Below are 14,817 nucleotides of genomic sequence, written 5' to 3'. Positions count from 1 at the left end.
GAGATGGCGAAGTTCTACGAACTCCGCGTAACCGACGTGAAGCATGAAACCCGCGACGCGGTAGCTGTAACGCTTGCTCCGACAGAGGATGCTGCGAACGCATTCGATTTCACCCAAGGCCAGTATCTGACTTTGCGAAAGCAGTTCGACGGCGAGGAATTACGTCGATCCTATTCGATCTGCGCGGGGAAGGATGAGGGCATTCTCCGTGTTGGAATCAAGAAGGTTGATGGCGGTGCGTTCTCAACCTGGGCAAACGAGGACCTCAAGCCCGGCGACGTAGTAGAAGCGATGCCGCCAATGGGCCGCTTTTTTGCGCCAATCGAGCCTGCCCGCGAGAAACATTATCTCGGATTTGCCATCGGCAGCGGGATCACTCCGGTCCTCAGCATCCTCAAGACGGTTCTGGCCCGCGAGCCGCTTTCCCGGTTTACGCTCGTCTACGGCAATCGCTCGATCCATTCCATCATGTTCCGGGAGGAATTGCAGGACCTCAAGAATACGTATCTTGGTCGGTTCAACATCATTCACATTCTCAAGAACGATGCCCAGGAGATCGACCTTTTCACCGGGCGTATCGATGCGGGAAAATGCGAAATGCTGTTTAAGAGCTGGATCGACGTTTCGACAGCCGACATGGCATTCATTTGCGGGCCGGAAGATATGATGAAAACGGTGTCTGCTTCGCTGAAGGCGCACGGCATGCCGGCGGACAGCATCAAGTTTGAGTTGTTCAACGCCACCCAGTCCGGTCGCGCCGCGAAACGCGCCCCTATCGATCCCATCCATGCGGGCGTTACGACGAAGGCTGTCGTCACGCTGGACGGCACGACACGCGAGATCGACGTGGTCGCGGGCCAGACCGTGCTTGAAGCGGCAAGCGCCGCCGGCTTCGATGCGCCCTACTCCTGCCGTGCGGGCGTTTGCTGCACCTGCCGGGCAAGAGTCACAGAAGGGGAAGTCGAAATGGATGCTAACCACGCTCTGGAAGACTACGAGGTTCGAGCGGGATATGTGCTGACCTGCCAGAGCCATCCGATCACGGATCGAATCGTCGTCGATTACGATCACCACTGAGTTGTAGAGCGCCTAGATGAACGTTCAAACGCACCAGCGCTCCGGCGAACAGGTGACCCCGCGCCCGCTCGAGAGCTATCTCGGCGGCGAGTGGCTGAAAGGAAGCGGCGAAGCCCGGCTTTTGCGCGATGCCGCGACGGGCGCTCCCGTTGCCATGATCGACGCCACCGGATTCGACATGGCCGGAGCGTTGGACTTCGGGCGCGCTGTAGGAGGACCCGCACTGCGAGCCATGACCTTCCACCAGCGCGCCCTCATGCTCAAGCAGATGGGTCTATGGCTTATGGAGCGGAAGAATGAGTTCTATGCTCTTTCCTACGCCACCGGAGCGACGCGACAGGATGGGTGGATCGACATTGAGGGCGGGATAGGAACGATGCTGTCATACGGCTCGAAAGGCCGCCGTGAACTCCCGAACACGCACATGCTCGTCGATGGCCCCGTCGAACCTCTTTCCAAAGATAATTCATTCAGCGGGGTCCATGTGATGAACCCGCTTGAAGGCGTTGCCGTTCACATCAACGCCTTCAACTTCCCTTGCTGGGGCATGCTCGAAAAACTTGCGCCGACATGGCTTGCCGGCATGCCGGCCATCGTCAAGCCCGCCAGTCAGACCGCTTATTTGACCGAGTTGATGGTCAGGCGAATGATCGACTCCGGAATATTGCCCAATGGCACACTGCAACTGGTTTGCGGCTCGGTCGGCGACCTGCTCGACCATCTGACGCCACAGGATGTGGTCACATTCACCGGTTCGGCTTCGACCGGACGAAAACTAAAAACGCATCCTGCGGTAATCGAAAACTCTGTCCGCTTCACCATGGAGGCCGACAGCCTGAATTGCGCCATTCTGGGGCCGGATAGTGACCCGGGAAGCGAGGAGTTTGAACTGTGCGTACGCGAGATTGTACGCGAAATGACCGTCAAGGCAGGGCAGAAGTGTACGGCAATACGCCGGGTCATCGTTCCTCGTGAACGCTCTGAGGCACTCGTCAAAGCACTGAAAGACAGGCTCGCCAGAGCGAAGATCGGGCTCCCCTCTGATGAGGAGACCCGCCTCGGCCCGCTTGCGAGTCTCGAGCAGCGGAAGGAAATCCGCTCCAGGGTCGCACTTTTGTCTCAAGAGGCGGAAGTGGTTTCGGGTGGGCGGAACGTGGCCCAGTCCGCAAACATCGATTGGGATGCCGGAGCATTCGTCGAACCGACTCTTCTTTTTTGCGACAAGCCAATGGAGTGGTCATTGGTCCATGATGTGGAGGCGTTCGGTCCTGTCGCGACTGTCATGCCCTATGATGAGCCGGAAGAGGCCGCGGCTCTCGCGGTGCGCGGCCGTGGCAGTCTGGTTTCGTCCCTCTTTACCAACGATCCCGGCGTCGCCCGCAAGATCGTCGGTTCACTCGCTCCCTGGCACGGCCGCATCTTGATCGCCAATCGCGCCAACGCGAAGACCTCGACCGGTCACGGCTCGCCCCTCCCCGTTCTGGTGCATGGCGGGCCGGGCCGCGCCGGCGGCGGCGAGGAACTCGGGGGAATCCGCAGCGTCAAACACTACATGCAAAGGACCGCCATGCAGGGCTCGCCCGATATGTTGGCCGAAATTGCCGGGCGGTGGATCGATGGGGCGCAGGGCAATTCGGAGGAGATTCATCCCTTCCGCAAATCGCTTGCCGAACTCAAGATCGGCGATCAACTGGTCACAGGCGCGCGGAAAGTCACGCTCGAAGACATCGAGCACTTCGCCGACTTTACCGGCGACACCTTTTACGCCCACATGGACGAACAGGCCGCAAAGGCCAATCCGTTCTTTGATGGCCGTGTTGCCCATGGCTATCTGATAGTGTCGTTTGCGGCCGGGCTCTTTGTCGACCCCGCGTCAGGACCGGTCCTGGCAAATTACGGAGTGGACAATCTGCGTTTCATGACCCCCGTCTACCCCGGCGACAGTATGCAGGTAATCCTGACGTGCAAGGAAATCAGCCCGCGCGAAACCGAGGAATATGGCGAAGTACGTTGGGACTGCGTCATAACCAATCAGGACAACGATCTGGTCGCGAGCTATGACGTGCTCACGCTGGTTGCAAAGGAGCGGCCGGTCTAACCCGCTGCGGCTTCGACCTCCTCTCCGCCAGTCGTAATCAATTCGACATCGGCATTACGGCATATTTCGACGATCTCCGGCATTGGTTGCTCGTCCGTGACGAAAACGTCGAGATCGCTCAGCTTGCCGATTTGGACAGGCGCCCGACGCTCGAACTTCGTATGATCCGCGACGAGGATGGACCGGCGCGCCTGACCGAGAATCGCCTGCGCGACGCGAACCTCGCGATAATCGAAATCGAGAAGCGCGCCGTCCTCGTCGATTGCCGATGCTCCGATGATCGCATAGTCGACTTTGAATTGACGGATAAGGTCGACGGCTGCGGCGCCGACGATTCCGCCGTCGGTTTTGCGCACCATTCCGCCTGAGATCACCACCTCGATGCCGTCGGCTTCAGCCAGGATCATCGCTACGTTCAAATTGTTGGTTATGACCATCAGGCCCCGGTGCCGCTTCAGCGCATAGGCGACCTGCTCGATGGTGGTGCCGATATTCAGGATAAGCGATGCATTGTCCGGAATGAGTTCCGCCACGGCCTCGGCTATCCGCGCCTTCTCTGACGCAGCGATCTCCCGGCGCGCCTGATAGGCGAGATTGACTGTACTCGACGGGAACACGGCTCCGCCATGCACCCGGCTCAGTTTCTCCATGTCACAGAGGTCGTTCAGATCCTTGCGAATCGTCTGAGGCGTGACCCCGAAACTTGTTGCGAGCGACTCGACATCCACGCGCCCCTCGCGGCGCGCAATGTCGAGAATATCCATTTGCCTCGGTGGTAGGGTTTGCATCGTCCATCCTCCCGGAAATGGCATCCATATTTGCGCTTATTTTCGCTTTTTTCAATAACGTACCTATTGACTTTCGCTTTTTTTCGTAATTCTCTAAAGGCCGCTCGATTGAGCCGTATCGGCGATATGGCGGAGCATCCAGTGGAGGAAACATCATGAAGAAGATTTTGATGGCATCGGCCGCCGCCGTTGCCTTGAACGCCGCTGCATTCCCGGCTTTCGCCGGAATGGAAGAGGCGGAAAAGTGGATCAACGAGGAGTTCCAACCCTCCGTGCTTTCAATGGATGAGCAGAAGGCGGAGATGGAGTGGTTCATCAACGCTGCTCAGCCGTTCCAGGGTATGGAGATCAACGTTCTTTCCGAAGGGATTCCGACGCATGATTATGAGTCCAAGACGCTGACGAAAGCGTTCGAGGAAATCACCGGCATCAAGGTGAATCACCAGATTCTCGGCGAAGGGGAAGTTGTTCAGGCTGTTCAGACCCAGATGCAGACCGGTCGCAACCTTTACGACGCTTATGTCAACGACTCCGACCTCATCGGGACCCACTCGCGTCTCCAGCTTGCCTACAATCTGACCGACTGGATGGCAGGCGAAGGATCCGACGTGACTTCGCCGACCCTTGATCTTGAAGACTTCATGGGCACACAGTTCACCACCGGACCTGACGGCGATCTCTATCAACTGCCCGACCAGCAGTTTGCGAACCTCTACTGGTTTCGCAAGGACTGGTTTGACCGCGAAGATCTGAAGTCCGCATTCAAGGAGAAGTACGGCTACGAGCTCGGCGTTCCGGTCAACTGGTCGGCCTACGAAGATATCGCCGAATTCTTCTCCAACGACGTGAAGGAGATCGACGGTACGCGCATCTATGGTCATATGGACTACGGCAAGCGTGCTCCGGACCTCGGCTGGCGGATGACCGACGCATGGCTTTCGATGGCTGGTACCGGCTCCCAGGGCGAGCCGAACGGCATCCCGATCGACGAGTGGGGAATCCGCATGGAAGAGGGGTCGTGCAACCCCGCCGGCGCAAGCGTTTCTCGTGGTGGCGAAACCAACGGCCCCGCATCGGTATACGCCATACGCAAATGGGACGAATGGCTGCGCAACTATGCGCCTCCCGGAGCCGCGGACTATGACTTCTACCAGTCTTTGCCCGCCTTGAGCCAAGGCAACGTCGCTCAGCAGATCTTTTGGTACACGGCCTTTACCGCCGACATGGTGGCCCCGAAGTCCGCTGGCAACAATACCGTTGACGATGAAGGCAATCCCCTGTGGCGGATGGCACCCTCCCCGCATGGTCCCTATTGGGAGGAAGGCCAGAAGGTCGGCTATCAGGACGTCGGATCTTGGACAATTCTGAAATCGACCCCTGTCGATCGGGCAAAGGCGGCTTGGCTCTACGCTCAGTTCGTCACGTCGAAAACCGTCGATACGAAGAAGTCCCATGTCGGGCTGACCTTCATCCGGGATTCCACTGTTCGCCACGAAAGCTTCACGGAGCGCGCGCCGAAGCTCGGCGGCCTGGTCGAGTTCTATCGCTCGCCGGACCGAGTGCGCTGGTCGCCGACAGGGATCAACGTCCCCGACTATCCGAAGCTCGCCCAGATCTGGTGGCAGCAGATCGGCGACGTGAATTCGGGGGCCTTCACGCCTCAGGAAGCCATGGACCGTCTCGCTGAAGAGATGGATATCACTATGGCGCGCATGCAGCGCGCGGATGAGGCCGGCAATGTCTATGGCGGCTGTGGCCCTCGGCTGAACGAACCGAAGGACCCCTCCGAATGGCTTGGCAAACCGGACGGCCCGAAGGCCAAGCTCGACAACGAAAAACCCCAAGGCGAGACCGTCAACTACGACGACCTCGTTGCGCGCTGGAACCAGTAATCGCAGCCAGTACGCTATAAATCATGCCCGGCGCAGCCTTGCGCCGGGCGAACGCGATCCAAAACATCTGTTATAGTTGGACGACCGGCCGGTTGGGGGCATTGATGGCGCTTGAGTTGAAACAGGTTGGGAAACGAGTTGCCGGGGAAACGCATGTTTATCCCACCGATCTTGTATTGGAACGCGGTAGCTTCAATACCCTCCTCGGCACCACCCTCGCTGGCAAGACCACCCTCATGCAGCTCATGGCCGGACTTGAGAAACCGACCACCGGCGAAATCTGGTTCGACGACGTGAATGTGACCGGAAGACCGGTACAAAAGCGCAACGTGTCAATGGTTTATCAGCAGTTCATCAACTATCCGAACATGACCGTCTTCGATAACATCGCATCCCCTTTACGCGTGGCGCGCCATTCGGAGGACGAGATAAAAAAACGTGTCGGCGCGATGGCCGAACTCATGAAAATCTCCGCAATGCTCGATCGCCGCCCCTCCGAACTTTCCGGTGGCCAACAGCAGCGCACTGCAATGGCTCGTGCGATGGTCAAGGACTCAGACCTGATCCTGCTCGACGAACCGTTGGCGAATCTCGACTTCAAACTACGGGAGGAGTTGCGCGACGAACTTCCCCGCATCTTCGGCCAGCGCAATTGCGTGGTCGTATACGCCACGACAGAACCATCCGAGGCACTGCTTTTCGGCGGCAAGACCGCAGCTTTGTACGAAGGACGCGTCACCGATTTTGGCGCGACCGGAAAGATTTACCGCCATCCCCGCGACCTCACCAGCGCTATGGTCTTCTCCGAACCGCCGATCAACACCGCGAACGTCCGCAAAACCGAGGGGCGCATTCTGATGAATGAGAACGTCACTTGGACGGCGCCCGCCGGACTTCCCGATGGAGCCTACACAATCGGCATCCGGCCTCATCACATTTCGCCGATTACGAGAGACCCTGAGGCGGTCGCCATCGAGGGCACTGTAAAGGTGGCTGAACTCAGTGGTTCGGAAAGCATGATCCATTTCGATGCTTACGGCGATTCCTGGGTTTCGCTCTCGCACGGTGTGCACCCGTTTGACGCTGGAGAGCGTGCCGTCCTCTACGCCGATGTCTCGCGGTGCTTCTATTTCGACACCAACGGAAAACTCGTCGCCGCGGGCGGCGGGCACACAGAGCACTGACATGGCCAAAATCAATCTTTCCGGTCTCGCCCACAGCTACATGCCCAATCCCTCATCTGATGCGGATTGGGCACTGAAGGAGCTCAACCTGGAGTGGGACGATGGGGGAGCCTATGCCCTTCTCGGACCCTCGGGATGCGGGAAGACCACACTTTTAAACATTATTTCTGGCCTGCTCACACCATCGCACGGTGCTGTTTTATTCGATGATGTGGAAGTAACTGCGCTCCCTCCTGAACAGAGGCACATCGCGCAGGTGTTCCAGTTCCCGGTCGTTTACGACACGATGACTGTCTACGATAATCTGGCTTTCCCGCTCCGCAATCGCGGAGTGGCTGAGGACATCGTACGCAAACGGGTCGAGGAAGTCGCCGAGATGACGGATCTTTCCGCGACCCTGTCCAAGAGGGCCTCGGGGCTCACGGCCGACGGAAAACAGAAAATCTCGCTCGGACGCGGCTTGGTACGTGAGGACGTCAACGCGATCCTGTTCGACGAGCCGCTCACGGTCATCGATCCGCACCTGAAGTTCCAGCTCCGCTCGAAGCTTAAAGAATTGCATCACCGTGTCAGCAACACGATGATCTACGTCACCCACGATCAGACCGAGGCGCTGACCTTTGCCGACAAGGTGGTCGTAATGAATGTCGGCGAAGTCGTGCAGATCGGGACGCCGGAGGAACTTTTCGAAGTACCGCAGCATACGTTTGTCGGGCACTTCATCGGCTCGCCTGGCATGAATGTCCTGCCTTGTACTGTCGAAAACGGCGAGGCGATTTTTGCCGGCCGCAGAATCGAAGCTGTAAATGCAGCGGGCGTGTCGCCAGGCCAAGCCGAACTTGGTGTCCGACCGGAATACGTCACTTTCGCTCCCGACGGTCTAGACGCCCGCGTCACACGCGTGAGCGACGCCGGCCGCTTCAGCGTTGCCGACATTGAGTGTGGCGCCTCGAGACTGAAGATGCTTGTGCGCGAAGGAACGGAAATTCCGGCGGAGAACGCCAGGATCGCGTTCGATCCCTCAAGCACCCGATTGTACCGCGATGGCTGGTTGTGCGGGAGGAATGCGGCGTCATGAACAAGACTGTCAACCAAAAGGCCTGGTTCTTCGTCCTTCCGGTCCTGGTGCTGGTTGCCTTCAATGCAATCGTCCCGCTGATGACCGTGGTGAACTATTCGGTTCAGGAGACCTTCGGCGACAACATCTTCTTCTGGGCGGGCATCGCCTGGTTCGAAGAAGTTCTCACATCGAGCCGGTTTCACGCTTCACTGGGTCGACAGCTCACCTTCACCTTCACCATTCTGGCAATCGAGGTTCCACTCGGTGTGATCATTGCGTTGGCCATGCCGCGCAAGGGACCCTGGGTTTCGGTTTGTCTTGTTCTGATGGCGATGCCGCTGCTGATCCCCTGGAACGTCGTCGGCGCGATGTGGAACATCTTCGGCCTCCCGGAAATCGGGCTGCTCGGCAAGACACTGAACGTCATGGGGTTCGACTACAATTATACGCGTCAGCCGGGCGATGCCTGGTTCACGCTGATATTGATGGATGTGTGGCACTGGACGTCGCTCGTCGTGCTGCTTGCCTATGCAGGCCTGGTCTCCATCCCCGACGCCTACTATCAGGCCGCCAAGATTGACGGGGCCAGCAGTTGGTCGATTTTCCGCTACATCCAGTTGCCGAAAATGAAGCGCGTGCTCACGATCGCGATCCTCCTGCGCTTCATGGACTCTTTCAACATCTATACCGAACCGTCGGTGCTAACAGGAGGAGGCCCGGGCAATTCGACGACGCTGCTTTCGATCGACCTGGTGAAGATCGCGCTCGGCCAGTTCGATCTCGGTCCGGCTGCAGCAATGTCTCTCGTCTACTTCCTGGTGATCTTGCTGATGAGCTGGATTTTCTACACCGTCATGACGCGAAACGAGGACCAGTGATGAAGCGCTTCTCGTGGGTTATCCCTACCATTTACATCATCTTCCTGATGCTGCCGATCTACTGGCTGGTCAGCATGTCGTTCAAGACGACAAACGAAATCCTGGGCTCGTTCACTCTTTGGCCGCAGAGCGTGACGCTCGATAATTACCGGACGATCTTCACTGATCCGACCTGGTACATGGGCTACGTCAATTCGATCATTTACGTGACGATCAATACCGTTCTGTCGGTCGCGGTCGCCTTGCCCGCCGCCTATGCCTTCTCGCGTTACCGGTTTCTCGGCGACAAGCACCTGTTCTTCTGGCTGCTTACCAACCGCATGGCGCCTGCCGCAGTGTTCGCCCTGCCCTTCTTCCAGCTCTACTCGGCAATTGGCATCTTCGACACCCATCTCGCGGTCGCGCTTGCACACACCCTGTTCAATATTCCATTGGCGGTCTGGATCCTCGAAGGCTTCATGTCCGGTGTTCCGAAGCAACTGGACGAGACGGCCTATGTGGACGGGTATTCGTTCCCGGCTTTCTTCGTGAAAATCTTTATCCCCACCATCGCGGCGGGCATCGGCGTCGCAGCCTTCTTCTGCTTCATGTTCTCGTGGGTCGAATTGCTCCTCGCGAAAACACTCACCGCTGTGGCGGCGAAACCCATCGCGGCGACTATGACCAAGACCGCATCGTCTTCCGGATACGAACTGGGTCTGCTCGCAGCGGCCGGAACCCTGACGATCATACCCGGTGCGATTGTTATTTACTTCGTGCGAAACTACATCGCCAAGGGCTTCGCCCTGGGGAGGGTATGACTGTGGAAGACGCCGTTCTTTTCAGCGTTCAATGGTGGACGGAGCCGCTTGGCTCCTGGATGGCCTGGACACGTGCGACAATCGCCTTCTTCCTGTTCATCTTTCTTAGCATTGCCGCGATGGGTGTCTGGGAGTTCTACGCGCCAGGCGGAGCCCCGCGCCGCGGGATATTTGCAATCGACACCACGCGCGGCGACCGCCTGTTCATTTCCCTTCTCGGAAGCGCGTTCATCTTCATCGCATGGTTGTTCTTTTTCGGGACGCCGCTCTGGTGGCCGCTGGCGTTCTGCGCAATCTGGACCGTTTTCGTTTTCAGATACGCCTAGGTAGGCTATCTGCGTTGAAAACGGTCGCGCGTCAGCCTCGGAACTCCGCGCGATCGTCCGTCCCTGCAGGAGAGCTATGTGGTGACTTTCGCGCTTTCGCTTCGAGGAACAGTTCTCTTGTTTGGCGTCGCACTGACGCTTTCCTTGGTCCTGACTGCCGTCACAACCGCACAGCCGGAAGGCGATCCGGTCCTCGCTTTCGAAATCGAAGCACTCAATCCGGGATTGGGCGACCGCCCCGACGCGGTTGCTCTGCAGACACCGAGGGACACCGTCGACAGTTTTCTTAGGTTGACAACTTCGGGACGATACCGCGACGCGGCGCATACGCTGAATCTCAGCGGGGTCGACGTACAGCTTCAGGCGGAGCGTGGTGCACGTCTCGCGCGAATGCTGGCAGAGGTTATACAACGCCGCGTCGTCATTGACTGGGGAGACCTTCCGGACCGGCCCGACGCGATCGATGACGACCTGCCGGAAAGTCATCCCTTCGCCGGCAAGTCGCGCCGGAGCATCTCCTTGGCGGAGTTGCGAACGGAACAAAGACCTGTTGTCATCCGGCTCAACCGGGTCAAGCCCAATGATGGCGACCCGGTCTGGGTATTCGCGGACCAGACGGTCAAGGAGATACCGCGGCTGCACCGACGGTTTGGCCCTGGATGGATCGAGCGCAACATCCCGCCCGGCCTGACGGGCGAGATTGCGGACGGGCTGCGTCTCTGGGAGATCTTCGCGCTTCCGCTCGTTCTCCTCGTCGGCGCAGGCATCTATTTTGTCGTGAGCCGCGCGGTGGGGGCCATCGGCACAAGGGTTTCAATTCCGTGGATCAACCGGGCGGCGGACCGGACGCGGGCCCCGCTCGCCCTGGCGATCTCGGCGATCGTGCTTCAGTACGCCTCCCAGACGCTCTTCACCTTTTCGAGCCTGATCTCGACGGTTCTGTCTCCTCTGCTCCTAGCAACAATAATCTTCAGCATCACGTTCGCCGTGCTCAACGCCATTGACGCGACACTGGAGGTAGTCACCGAGCGGTACGTTGGGGAAATCGATGCCGAGGAGGACTCGGAGCGGCGCCATCTCTATACGAACATCTATGCATTGCGCCGTTATGTCCTGCTGACCGCGGTCGTCATCAGCATCCTGCTTATCCTCATCAACCTGAACCTGTTCGATAACATTGGCCTTTCGCTTCTTGCATCCGCCGGTGTCGCTACGGTTGTGCTGGGGATCGCAGGTCAGACCGTGTTGGGAAACATCCTCGCCAGCCTCCAGATCGCCATCGCCAAGCCGATCCGGATCGGGGACGCGGTTCAGTATGAAGGCCGCTGGGCATATGTGGAGTCGATCTACTACACCTACATCACGCTGCGTTGCTGGGACCAACGGCGGCTTATCGTGCCGGTTAAGCACTTCATCTCCCAGCCCTTCGAGAACTGGACGATGATCGACGCCAAATCGACCCGGACATTCACGCTCGAACTCGATCTTTCGGCCGAACCTCAAATCCTTCGTGAGGTCTTCGAAAATCTGACAAAGGAGGACGAGGACGTAATGCCCGACGAAATGCTCAGGGTCACGGTCGAAGAGTATTCGCAGACGACCCAGAAGATCAGCTTTTACGCAACCGCGTCCAATCCGACGGACGCATGGCTGATGCATGTGAGGCTGAGCGAGAAGATGGGCGACTGGATTCGCGAAAACAAGCCAGAATGGTGGCCTAGTCTGCGGCTTCAGGGCGCGAACGGCAAAGCGCCGCAGATAGCTTCCGAGAGTTAATCCAGTAGTGTGCTCGCAATCGGAGAGTCCGGCTCGGCCAGCCCGTCGATGACGTCGAAATGGTGCCGGTCCGGCTCCTCCACCGCTTCGGTGGCCAGGCCGAGGCCGCGCCAGACATTGGCGAGCAGCGAATTCTGGCGGACGAATTCGGAGCGTTCGTTTGCACCAACCCAGCAGATCACCGAAATGTCGCGAACCGGTTTCAGCAGCGCGGGGCTCTCCGCGGCGGCTTCCTCCGCGTCGAGGCCGATTGTCTCGTTCATCGCCGTGCGCAGCAGCGGCCGGAGATCGTGCACGCCGGAGATCGAAACAATCCTCTCGACACGGCCGAGAACGGAGGCCTCCAGGGCCGTCCCCTCGCTGACGAGCCGCGTCACCAGGTGACCGCCGGCGGAATGACCCGAAAGACGGATCGGCCCGTCAACCTCTGACGCAGCTGCTTCAACCGCCCGGGCGATCGAACGCGCTATGTCGCGCACGCGAACTTCCGGACAAAGCGGATAGGACGGCATGGCAACCGTCCAGCCGCGGGCCACCGCTCCGCCCGCCAGGTGCGACCAGTAGGATTTGTCCAGCCGGAGCCAGAATCCGCCATGCACAAAGACCATCAGGCCTCTGGAGGTGCCTGCGGGACGGAACAGGTCCATGACCTCCCGCGAGTTCTCGCCGTAGCGAAGATCAAGGATCTTGTCGGCCAGACGATCACGAAAATCGGCGGCAGGCTGCACCCATGCATCCGGCCAGCGGTCTCCGCCCGGGATGTTGGCGCCATTGGCATAGGCGTCGTCCCAGTCCTCCACACGGAAGAGCGGCATCGTCAGAATGCCCTGAATGTGAGCGTCGTAAGAGACCGGGAAATTCCGTCTATGTCGAGGATGTTGTCGTTGATGAACTTGCCGACATCCTCTTCTTCCGGAATGTAGAGCTTCATCAATAGATCGAAGTCGCCACTCGTGGAGTAAAGCTCCGATGCGATCTCGCGGTCGTAAAGCTTCTCCGCAACCTTGTAGGTCTGTCCCGGCATGCACCGCAGTTGCACGAAAACGCAGTTCATCGATGGGACCTCATGGCTGGCAGGGGTGAACGCCCTCAGTCCTAATGAAAATATGCCCGAGTTCAAGCTTTGCCGCAGGATGCATCCCCATGACCGGATTGCCGCGCGGATCATGCTGTGCAACATCAGGCGAGATTCAACCGGGACGGATGAATGCCCGATTTTCTGACCACGCGCGAACTCGCCGAGTTGTTGCGCATCAAGGAACGCAAGGTCTATGACCTCGTCAATTCCGCCAAGGTGCCCTTCACCAAGGCGACCGGCAAACTGCTGTTTCCGCGCGAGGCAATCGAGCAATGGATCGAGCAGAGCAGCACCGTACCCGAGACGGTAAATCCGACGGCACGGCCGCCGGTTCTGCTCGGGAGCCACGATCCGGTCCTGGACTGGGCGCTGCGCGAATCCGGCTGTGGGATCGCGACCTATTTCGACGGCAGCGGCGACGGGCTGGATCGTTTCGAAGGCGGTGAAGGGATTGCAGCGGGGTTGCACGTTTTCGAGCCGGACAGCGGGGAATGGAATATTCCGCTGGTCGCACAGCGCTTCAAACATGCCGATGCGGTGCTCGTTGAATGGGCGCGGCGCGAACGCGGACTGATCGCCAATCCGGAAGCGGCCCCTGCGATCAAGAACCTCGAGGATATGGGTGGCCGCCGGATCGCCTGGCGTCAGCCGATGTCCGGGACCCAGCGACTGCTTTGCCATCTGCTCGAAAGGGCTGGTGTTTCCGTCGGTGAGGAAGACGCATCCATCGTCTCGCGAACCGAGGTCGATGCTGCGATGGCGGTTCAGGATGGCGCGGCAGACGTCACTTTCGGCCTCCGCCATGTCGCCGACCAGCACGGACTGCCCTTCGTCCCCATCGTCGAGGAACGATTCGACCTGCTCGTCAGCCGGCCACACTGGTTCGAGCCGCCGTTTCAGCGGTTTCTGGCGTTTTGCCGGAGCGTGGCCTTCCAACAGAAGACCGCAGCGCTTGCCGGTTACGATTTCTCGGGCTTCGCAACCGTGCATTTCAATGCCGGATCGGCGGACTGAGCGGACTTACGTCGCGCCGTCTCCGGCATTGGGGAAAAACAGTTGCTGGCCGCCGACGGTGAATTCGGCGATTGCCGTCTGACCGTCCTTCGACCGCAGCCAGTCGACGAACTTCTTTCCCTCGGCGGATTTCACGTTCGGGCAGACATCTCCGTTCACGAGGATGACGCCGTACTGGTTGAAGAGCTGGTTGTCGCCCTCGACCATGATCTCGAAGTCACCCTTGTTGCCGAAACTGATCCAGGTCGCGCGGTCGGCCAGAGTATAGGCGCCCATGCCGACGGCGGCATTCAGGGTCGCGCCCATACCCGATCCAGTCTCCCTGTACCATGCGCCGGACGCCGCAGCAGGGTTCACGGCAGCGGACTTCCAAAGTCCGAGTTCCGCCTTGTAGGTACCGGAATCGTCCCCGCGCGACGCAAAGACAGATCCGCTTTCGGCGATCTTCTTGAGCGCTGAGCCAACGTCGGACATTCCGGAGATGTCGGCCGGATCGTCCTTGGGACCAACAACGATAAAGTCGTTGTACATGAGATCGAAGCGCTTCACGCCATAGCCGTCCGCGACGAATTTCTCTTCCGCCGGCTTGGCGTGAACGAGGAGGACGTCCGCATCGCAGTTTTGCGCGTTCTTGATCGCCTGACCGGTTCCGACCGCGACTACGTTCACCGCGATGCCGGTGGCCTCCGTGAAGATCGGCAGGATGTGATCGTAGAGACCGGAATTCGCCGTCGATGTCGTCGACTGGACGAGAATGGCCCTGTCGGCGGCCGGCGCCTGACTGTGAAAAGCCCACGCCAGTCCCAGCGACGCAAGCATTGCTGAAATGACTTTTTTCATCCCTTC

At 59.1% G+C, this 14,817-nt stretch carries 14 protein-coding genes; 10 read left to right on the top strand and 4 right to left on the bottom strand.

Annotated elements, in window-relative coordinates; genetic code table 11:
- Positions 1-3: 3 nt before the first annotated feature.
- Together paaE and paaZ are read left to right on the top strand one after the other, a co-directional pair.
- Positions 4-1,077, top strand: coding sequence for a 1,2-phenylacetyl-CoA epoxidase subunit PaaE (gene paaE / locus LC298_RS16040; protein ID WP_131570919.1), 1,074 nt, complete (start codon positions 4-6; stop codon positions 1,075-1,077).
- A 16-nt stretch (positions 1,078-1,093) separates the two neighbouring features.
- Positions 1,094-3,175 (top strand): phenylacetic acid degradation bifunctional protein PaaZ, encoded by a 2,082-nt coding sequence (gene paaZ / locus LC298_RS16035; protein ID WP_131570921.1) that lies wholly within the window; start codon positions 1,094-1,096, stop codon positions 3,173-3,175.
- On the opposite strand, the gene LC298_RS16030 is transcribed toward paaZ, so the two are convergent.
- The gene (locus LC298_RS16030; protein WP_131570923.1) at positions 3,172-3,963 is read right to left on the bottom strand and encodes a DeoR/GlpR family DNA-binding transcription regulator; all 792 of its coding nucleotides are present in this window, start codon (positions 3,961-3,963) and stop codon (positions 3,172-3,174) included. The genes paaZ and LC298_RS16030 overlap by 4 nt on opposite strands.
- Before the next feature lie 155 nt (positions 3,964-4,118).
- Here LC298_RS16030 and LC298_RS16025 point away from each other — a divergent pair, with 155 nt between their 5' ends.
- The 7 genes from LC298_RS16025 to LC298_RS15995 all read left to right on the top strand — a co-directional run bounded on the left by LC298_RS16025 (position 4,119) and on the right by LC298_RS15995 (position 11,879).
- Positions 4,119-5,855 (top strand): ABC transporter substrate-binding protein, encoded by a 1,737-nt coding sequence (locus LC298_RS16025; protein ID WP_131570925.1) that lies wholly within the window; start codon positions 4,119-4,121, stop codon positions 5,853-5,855.
- Between the two features lie 176 nt (positions 5,856-6,031).
- Entirely contained in the window at positions 6,032-7,039 is a 1,008-nt protein-coding gene (locus LC298_RS16020; protein WP_199223336.1) for an ABC transporter ATP-binding protein, read from the top strand.
- A gap of 1 nt (position 7,040) precedes the next feature.
- On the top strand, positions 7,041-8,117 hold the full coding sequence (locus LC298_RS16015) for an ABC transporter ATP-binding protein (protein WP_131570930.1): 1,077 nt from the start codon (positions 7,041-7,043) through the stop codon (positions 8,115-8,117).
- Complete coding sequence (locus tag LC298_RS16010) at positions 8,114-8,977, top strand: carbohydrate ABC transporter permease (protein WP_131570933.1); 864 nt, start codon at positions 8,114-8,116, stop codon at positions 8,975-8,977. Before LC298_RS16015 ends, LC298_RS16010 begins: the two co-directional genes overlap by 4 nt.
- Positions 8,977-9,777, top strand: a complete 801-nt coding sequence (locus LC298_RS16005) for a carbohydrate ABC transporter permease (RefSeq protein ID WP_131570935.1) — start codon at positions 8,977-8,979, stop codon at positions 9,775-9,777. The genes LC298_RS16010 and LC298_RS16005 overlap by 1 nt, the downstream gene beginning before the upstream one ends.
- A complete protein-coding gene (locus LC298_RS16000) occupies positions 9,774-10,103 on the top strand; it encodes a DUF2160 domain-containing protein (protein WP_131570937.1) in 330 nt (109 codons plus the stop codon). The genes LC298_RS16005 and LC298_RS16000 overlap by 4 nt, the downstream gene beginning before the upstream one ends.
- An 81-nt stretch (positions 10,104-10,184) precedes the next feature.
- Entirely contained in the window at positions 10,185-11,879 is a 1,695-nt protein-coding gene (locus LC298_RS15995) for a mechanosensitive ion channel family protein (RefSeq protein WP_131570939.1), read from the top strand.
- Here LC298_RS15995 and LC298_RS15990 read toward each other — a convergent pair.
- Positions 11,876-12,694: an alpha/beta hydrolase gene (locus LC298_RS15990; protein WP_131570942.1), complete on the bottom strand. Its 819-nt coding sequence runs from the start codon at positions 12,692-12,694 to the stop codon at positions 11,876-11,878. The genes LC298_RS15995 and LC298_RS15990 overlap by 4 nt on opposite strands.
- Positions 12,695-12,696: 2 nt before the next feature.
- A complete protein-coding gene (locus LC298_RS15985; RefSeq protein WP_131570944.1) occupies positions 12,697-12,933 on the bottom strand; it encodes an Lrp/AsnC ligand binding domain-containing protein in 237 nt (78 codons plus the stop codon).
- A gap of 153 nt (positions 12,934-13,086) precedes the next feature.
- Here LC298_RS15985 and LC298_RS15980 point away from each other — a divergent pair, with 153 nt between their 5' ends.
- Entirely contained in the window at positions 13,087-13,971 is an 885-nt protein-coding gene (locus LC298_RS15980; protein ID WP_131570947.1) for a substrate-binding domain-containing protein, read from the top strand.
- Positions 13,972-13,977: 6 nt separating this feature from the next.
- Here LC298_RS15980 and LC298_RS15975 read toward each other — a convergent pair whose 3' ends face one another.
- A complete protein-coding gene (locus tag LC298_RS15975; protein WP_131570950.1) occupies positions 13,978-14,811 on the bottom strand; it encodes an ABC transporter substrate-binding protein in 834 nt (277 codons plus the stop codon).
- Between the last annotated feature and the right edge of the window lie 6 nt (positions 14,812-14,817).

Origin of the sequence: Oricola cellulosilytica (assembly GCF_019966575.1) — a bacterium.
Lineage (GTDB): Bacteria > Pseudomonadota > Alphaproteobacteria > Rhizobiales > Rhizobiaceae > Oricola > Oricola cellulosilytica.
Note: the sequence above shows the minus strand (reverse complement) of the source record. Positions and strands in the feature narration are given on the sequence as shown.